Annotated in this window: 4 protein-coding genes; 2 read left to right on the forward strand and 2 right to left on the reverse strand. The window is 70.2% G+C overall.

Annotated elements, in window-relative coordinates:
* Positions 1-143: 143 nt before the first annotated feature.
* Positions 144-989 carry a siderophore-interacting protein gene (locus ACFU53_RS17125; protein ID WP_383992261.1) on the reverse strand — a complete coding sequence of 282 codons (846 nt, stop codon included), beginning with the start codon at positions 987-989 and terminating at the stop codon, positions 144-146.
* A 171-nt stretch (positions 990-1,160) separates the two neighbouring features.
* Positions 1,161-2,090, reverse strand: coding sequence for a 5'-3' exonuclease H3TH domain-containing protein (locus ACFU53_RS17130; RefSeq protein ID WP_383992273.1), 930 nt, complete (start codon positions 2,088-2,090; stop codon positions 1,161-1,163).
* Between the two features lie 506 nt (positions 2,091-2,596).
* On the opposite strand from ACFU53_RS17130, the gene ACFU53_RS17135 reads away from it, so the two are divergent.
* The gene (locus ACFU53_RS17135; protein ID WP_383992264.1) at positions 2,597-3,790 is read left to right on the forward strand and encodes a glycine betaine/L-proline ABC transporter ATP-binding protein; all 1,194 of its coding nucleotides are present in this window, start codon (positions 2,597-2,599) and stop codon (positions 3,788-3,790) included.
* Positions 3,783-6,395 (forward strand): ABC transporter permease/substrate binding protein, encoded by a 2,613-nt coding sequence (locus tag ACFU53_RS17140; RefSeq protein WP_383992267.1) that lies wholly within the window; start codon positions 3,783-3,785, stop codon positions 6,393-6,395. The genes ACFU53_RS17135 and ACFU53_RS17140 overlap by 8 nt, the downstream gene beginning before the upstream one ends.
* The last annotated feature ends 93 nt before the right edge of the window (positions 6,396-6,488 follow it).

Genomic DNA, 6,488 nt, shown 5'->3' on the forward strand with positions numbered 1-6,488 from the left:
GGACGCCGAAGTCACGCGGGCTGGACGCCGAAGTCACGCGGGCTGGACCGCTCGACTCAGACGGGTCGGTCCGCCCGAGGCACACGGGCGCACCGCCGTAGCTCGTACGTGTCGGACTGTCGGACCGACGGAGTCGCACGCGGTCACGTCGTCGTGGACTCGCCCTCCTGCTCCGCCTCGACGCGCGCGTTCCACTCCCTCTTCGACGCCTGCCAGCCGTCCTCGTCGTGGCCGAGGCGCCAGTAGCCGGAGATCGACAAGTCATCGCGCGGAACGGCGAGTTCGACGCGCAGCAGACGGCGCAGCTGCTTCACGAAGCCCGCCTCGCCGTGGACGAAGGCGTGCAGCCGGCCCTCGGGGAATTCCAGCGCGCGTACGGCCTCGACCAGGGCGGCGCCGACGGGACGGTCGCCGCGGTGCAGCCAGACGACCTCCACATCGGAGTTGATCTTCTGCTCCTCCTCGGGGCCGGCGACCTCGACGATCGCGTGGACGCGGGCGCCGTCGGGGAGGGCCTCCAGGGAGGCGCCGATCGCAGGCAGGGCGCTCTCGTCGCCGACGAGGAGATGCCAGTCGGCCTCCGGGTTGGGCGCGTAGGCACCGCCGGGGCCCAGGAACCGGATCAGCTCGCCCGGCTGGACGCGGGTGGCCCAGGGGCCCGCGATGCCCTCGTCGCCGTGGAGCACGAGGTCGATGGTCAGCTCACGCAGTTCGGGATCCCAGGCACGCACGGTGTACGTCCGGGTCACGGGCCACTGGTCCCGGGGGAACTCCGCGCGGATCCGCTCGGTGTCGAAGGGCTCCGGGTAGGTCACACCCTCGGGGCCGAACAGGAGCTTCACGTAATGATCGGTGCTGCCGCGCGGGGAGAACTCGGCGAGGCCGTCGCCACCGAGTACGACGCGCTGCATATGCGGGGTGAGCCGCTCTGTGCGGACGACTCGCGCGGAGTGGGGCTTCGGGGCCCTGCGTACCGGACGCTCTGCCATGACGGCCTCCCAAATACCTAGTAAGGCTTACCTAAGTTATCATCTCCCCCTTATTAACACCCCATGTTTGAGGCGAGTGCGAGGACTTCACGATGTGAATCGCGCCTCAGAGTCCTCACCACGGAAGTGTCACCCCACCCCGGCGAAGCCCCGCCCGCGGGGGCGTCCACCTCACGCCTGCAGTGTCGTGAGTAGCCGTTGCAGCGATCCGCCGAGTCCCCAGCGCACCGCGAGCGCCTCCAGCGTCGCCGGGTCCCGCGGTTCGCGCGGCAGAGCCGTGTCGACGTCCGGCAAGGGTACGTCGCCCGCCACCAGGACCACCTTGGGGGCGACTGCAACGTAAGGTCGCGCCTCGTCGAGCCTCTTGCGCTGCGAGGGCGTGAGCTTCGCCGCCGGGTCGTCGACCGCGGCCATGATCCCGGCCAGGTCGCCGAACTGGTCGAGCAGCTTCGCCGCGGTCTTCTCGCCGATGCCCGGCACCCCCGGCAGACCGTCGCTCGGGTCGCCGCGCAGCAGGGCCAGATCCGCGTACCCGCGCCCGACCACCCCGTACTTCTCGCGCAGCCAGGCCTCGTCGGTCAGCTGCAGCGTGCCCACGCCCTTCAGGGGATACAGCACGCGCACCCCGCGCCCGTCGTCGACCAGCTGGTACAGGTCGCGGTCGCCGGTGACGATGTCGACCGGGTCCTTCGCGAGGGCCGTGAAGGTGCCGATCACGTCGTCCGCCTCGTATCCGGCGACGCCCACGCGCGCGATGCCGAGGGCGTCCAGCACCGCCTCGATGACCGGCACCTGCGGCGACAGGGTGTCCGGCACCTCCTCCTCGTCCGGCCCGACCGCGTGCTCCTCGGCGACGCGGTGCGCCTTGTAGGAGGGGATCAGGTCGACCCGCCACTGCGGCCGCCAGTCCGCGTCCATGCACGCCACCAGGTCCGTCGGCCGGTGGTCCTTGACCAGGCGGTCGATGAATTCGAGCAGCCCGCGCACGGCGTTCACCGGGGTGCCGTCCGGGGCCTTCACGGATTCCGGCACCCCGAAGTAGGCGCGGAAGTACAGCGAGGCGGTGTCGAGAAGCATGAGGCGTCGGGTCACGCCCCGCATCATGCCGTACGCCACCGACACGCGGCTCCCGACGCAACCGCCGGAAGCGCGGGCTACGACCGCCGGGGCCGCGGGCGCCGACGGCCCGTGCGGTGGGCGCCGACGGCCCGTGCGGTGGGCGGCGACCGCCTGGACGGTGGGCGGCGACGGCCCGGGCGGTGGGCGGTGACGGCCCGGGCGGTGGGCGGCGACCGTCCGGACGGGTGGGCGGTGACGGCCCGGGCGGTGGGCGGCGACGCTCCGCGAACCTGGTTCGGTAACCGCGTTCGTGGCGACGGCACGTGACCCGCGTGCACGCGTTCCGTGAACACCTCTGGCCTGCGGTGAATGCCCTGTGAAGCGGGCCACTGTCGCGTTTCGGGTGGTCGGGCCGGGGCAGGCACGGCCCCGGAGCAGCGCCGGCCGGGTTCCTGGAACACCGGCCGGGCGGGCCGATCCCGCCGCGCTCCACGGCCGGCCTGCGGGGCGGGGAGGCGAGCCGTTCCGTTGCGATCCAAGAGGTGCATGTGTCAGCCAGGGAGTCATCCAGACTCGAAGCCGAGGGCCTGTTCAAGGTCTTCGGCAGACGACCCGACGACGCGGTGGACCGGCTGAGGGCCGGCGCCGACCGCGAGGAACTGCGCACCGAGGGCACCACCGCCGCCGTGATCGACGCCTCCTTCACGGTGGAACCGGGCCAGATCTTCGTCGTCATGGGCCTGTCCGGCTCCGGCAAGTCCACGCTGCTGCGCATGCTCAACGGGCTCCTGGAGCCCACCGCCGGGCACGTCCGCTTCGGCGGCCGGGACCTGACCGCGATCGGCGACCGTGAGCTGCGCGCGGTCCGCGCCAAGGGCATCAGCATGGTCTTCCAGCACTTCGCGCTGTTCCCGCACCGCAGCGTCCTGGAGAACGCCGGGTACGGCCTGGAGGTCCAGGGCGTGCCGCGCGTCGAACGGCTGAGGCGCGCCACCGAGGCGCTCGCCCTGTGCGGTCTGGCCGGTTGGGAGAAGTCCTGGCCGGACGAGCTGTCCGGCGGTATGCAGCAGCGCGTGGGCCTGGCCCGCGCCCTCGCCACCGACGCCGATCTGCTGCTGATGGACGAGTCGTTCAGCGCGCTCGACCCGCTGATCCGCCGCGACATGCAGGACCAGCTGCTGGAGCTGCAGCAGACCCTGAAGAAGACCATCGTCTTCATCACGCACGACCTCAACGAGGCCATGCGCCTGGGCGACCGCATCGCCGTCATGCGCGACGGCCGCATCGTCCAGACCGGCACCGCCGAGGACATCCTTATCCGCCCCGCCGACGACTACGTGGCCTCCTTCACCCAGGACGTCGACCGCTCCCGCGTGCTCACCGCCGGAGCCGTCATGGACACCGCCGTACGCGGCGACGAGGCGGACTGCGGCTGTGAGACGGCGACGCCGCAGACGCCGTTCGCGGAACTCTGCGCGCTCAGCGCCCGCCTGTCCCACCCGGTCGCGGTGCTCGACAAGAAGGGTGTGCTCGTCGGCGTCGTACCGCAGCGGCGGCTGATCGGGTTCCTTGGTGACCAGCGTGACCAGCGTGACCAGCGTGACCAGCACGACCAGCGCGACCAGCACGACGACCAGCGTGACCGGCAGGGCCAAGCCGACCGGCAGGGCGAACCCGTGCCGTGCGACGTCCCGCGCGAGAAGCGCGAGAAGACCGTCCGGGTGGTGAAGGCCAGTGCCTAGGATCCACATCGGTGACTGGGTCGCCCACGGGGTCGACTGGCTGCGCGACAACCTCGGTCCGCTCTTCGACCTGATCAAGGTCGTCGTCGAGACGATGTACGACGGAGCGAACGCGGTGCTGACCGCGCCCGACCCGCTGCTCCTCGCCGGCCTCCTCGCCGTGCTGGCCTTCTGGCTGCGCGGGCTGCTGCCCGCCGTCCTGGCCTTCGCCGGGCTGGCGTTGATCGACTCGATCGAGCAGTGGGAACCGGCGATGAACTCGCTCTCGCTGGTGCTCGTCTCCTGCGTGATCATCTTCGCCTTCGCGGTGCCCATCGGCATCTGGGCGGCCCGCAGCCGCGCGGTCAGCGGCACGATCCGTCCCGTGCTCGACCTCATGCAGACCATGCCCGCGATGGTCTATCTGATCCCGGGCATCTTCTTCTTCGGTGTCGGCCCGGTGCCCGGCATGGTCGCCACCATCGTCTTCGCGATGCCGCCCGCCGTACGCCTCACCGAGCTCGGCATCCGGCAGGTCGACGCCGAACTCGTCGAGGCCGCCGAGGCGTTCGGCACCCACCCGCGCCGCACACTCTGGCGGGTGCAGCTGCCGCTGGCGCTGCCCACGATCATGGCGGGCGTCAACCAGGTGATCATGCTGGCCCTCTCGATGGTCGTCATCGCGGGCATGGTCGGCGGTGGCGGCCTCGGCTCCACGGTGTACGACGGCATCAGCTCCGTCGACGTCGGCCTCGGCTTCGAGGGCGGTATCGCGGTGGTCATCCTCGCGATCTACCTGGACCGGATGACCGGCGCCCTCAACCAGCGGGTGTCGCCGCTCGGCCGCCGCGCCCTCGCCAAGGCGAACACGGCCCTCGGCGGCTTCAGGTTCCTCCACTGGAAGCCGGCCACCCCGGTCGCGATGGTCGGCGTGCTCGTCCTCGCGCTGGTCGCCGGCGGCCTGAACGTCTTCGCCAAGTCGGATGACGGCAACGAGGTCACCGCGAACGTCGGCCAGGGGCGCCCGATCAGCATGGGCTACATCGACTGGCCCGAGGGCGTCGCCTCCACGTACCTCTGGAAGGAGATCCTCCAGCAGCGCGGCTTCACCCCCGAGGTGAAGTCGCTGGAGGTCGGCGCCCTCTACAACGGCCAGGCACAGGGCAGCGTCGACGTGCAGACCAACTCCTGGCTGCCGGCCACGCACGCCTCGTACTGGGCGAAGTACAAGGACCGGCTGGAGGACTACGGCAGCTGGTACGACAAGACCTCGCTGGAGATCGCCGTCCCCTCCTACGTCAAGGGCGTGAAGTCGCTCGACGACCTCAAGGGCAAGGGCGGTCTGTTCAAGGGCAAGATCTACGGCATCGAGCCGGGCGCGGGCGAGACCAAGCTCTACGAGGACAAGGTCCAGAACGTATACGGCCTCAAGGGCGACTACGAGCTGGTCAAGTCCAACACCTCGGCCATGCTGGCCCAGTTGGACCGCGCGTACCAGAAGAAGGAGCCCATCGCGGTCACGCTCTGGTCGCCGCACTGGGCGTACGACAAGTACGAGCTGACCAAGCTCAACGACCCCGAGGGCGCCTTCGGGTCGGGCGACGGGATTCATACGATCGGGCGGAAGGGCTTCGCGAAGAAGGAGCCCCAGGTCGCCCGGTGGCTGAAGGACTTCAAGCTCACCGACACGCAGCTCACCTCCCTCGAAGGCGCCATCCAGGACGCAGGCAAGGGCCACCGGGAGGAGGGCGTCAAGGCCTGGCTGAAGAAGCACCCCGGGATCGTCGACAAGCTGGCCCCGGTCGCCAAGTCCCGCTACGCGCAGGGCAGGCAGGCGGGTTCCGCGCCCGTCATCGGCTACCCGGCGTGGGACGAGGGCATCGCCGTCACCCACCTCTGGGAGAACGTCCTGGAGAAGCGCGGCTACCGGCCGAAGAAGACCAAGCTCGACATCGGCCCGCTGTTCACCGGCCTCTCCACCGGGCAGGTCGACGTCGAGTTCGACGCCTGGCTGCCGGTCGCGCAGAAGCAGTACTGGGACAAGTACAGGAACGATCTCGTCGACCTCGGTGCCTGGTACGACAAGACGTCGCTGGAGATCGCCGTCCCGTCCTACGTCAAGGGCGTGACCACGATGGACGATCTGCGCGCGCACGAGGACGAGTTCAAGGGCCGGATCGTCGGTATCGAGCCCGGCACGGGCCAGATGGTCCGCCTGGAGAACACGGTCATGCCGGCCTACGGCCTGTCGGACTTCAAGCTCACCAAGGCCGGGACGAGTTCGATGCTCGCCGAGCTGGAGCGTGCCTACGCGAAGAAGGAGCCGATCGCCGTCGTGCTCTGGTCGCCGCACTGGGCGTACGACAAGTACGACCTCACCCGGCTCGCCGACCCCGAGAAGACCTGGGGCGCCAACAACCAGATCCGCACGCTCGCCAACAAGGGCTTCCCCGAGAAGTACTCCGAGCTGAACGGCTGGCTGAGGAACTGGCACATGACCCCGGACGAGCTGATGAGCCTGGAACAGGCGATTCAGAAGGCCGGGCGGGGACAGGAGGACGAGGGCGTCCAGAACTGGATCGACGCCCATCCGGGGATCGTCGACGAGATGGCCCCCGTGAAGTAGCCGAAAAGTAGCCGGACGAGGCGCGATGCCGCGCCGCGCGATGCCGTGCCCCGGCCGACGGTCCTGCCGTCGGCCGGGGCTCGGTCGTGCGCG

The organism is Streptomyces sp. NPDC057474, assembly GCF_042802555.1.
In the GTDB taxonomy this organism is placed as follows: Bacteria; Actinomycetota; Actinomycetes; order Streptomycetales; family Streptomycetaceae; genus Streptomyces.

What these genes read in the sequence shown, in the direction of transcription:
- ACFU53_RS17125 (WP_383992261.1), bottom strand. Translation starts at nt 989, where the DNA reads ATGGCAGAGCGTCCGGTACGCAGGGCCCCGAAGCCCCACTCCGCGCGA.
- ACFU53_RS17130 (WP_383992273.1), bottom strand. Translation starts at nt 2,090, where the DNA reads ATGCGGGGCGTGACCCGACGCCTCATGCTTCTCGACACCGCCTCGCTG.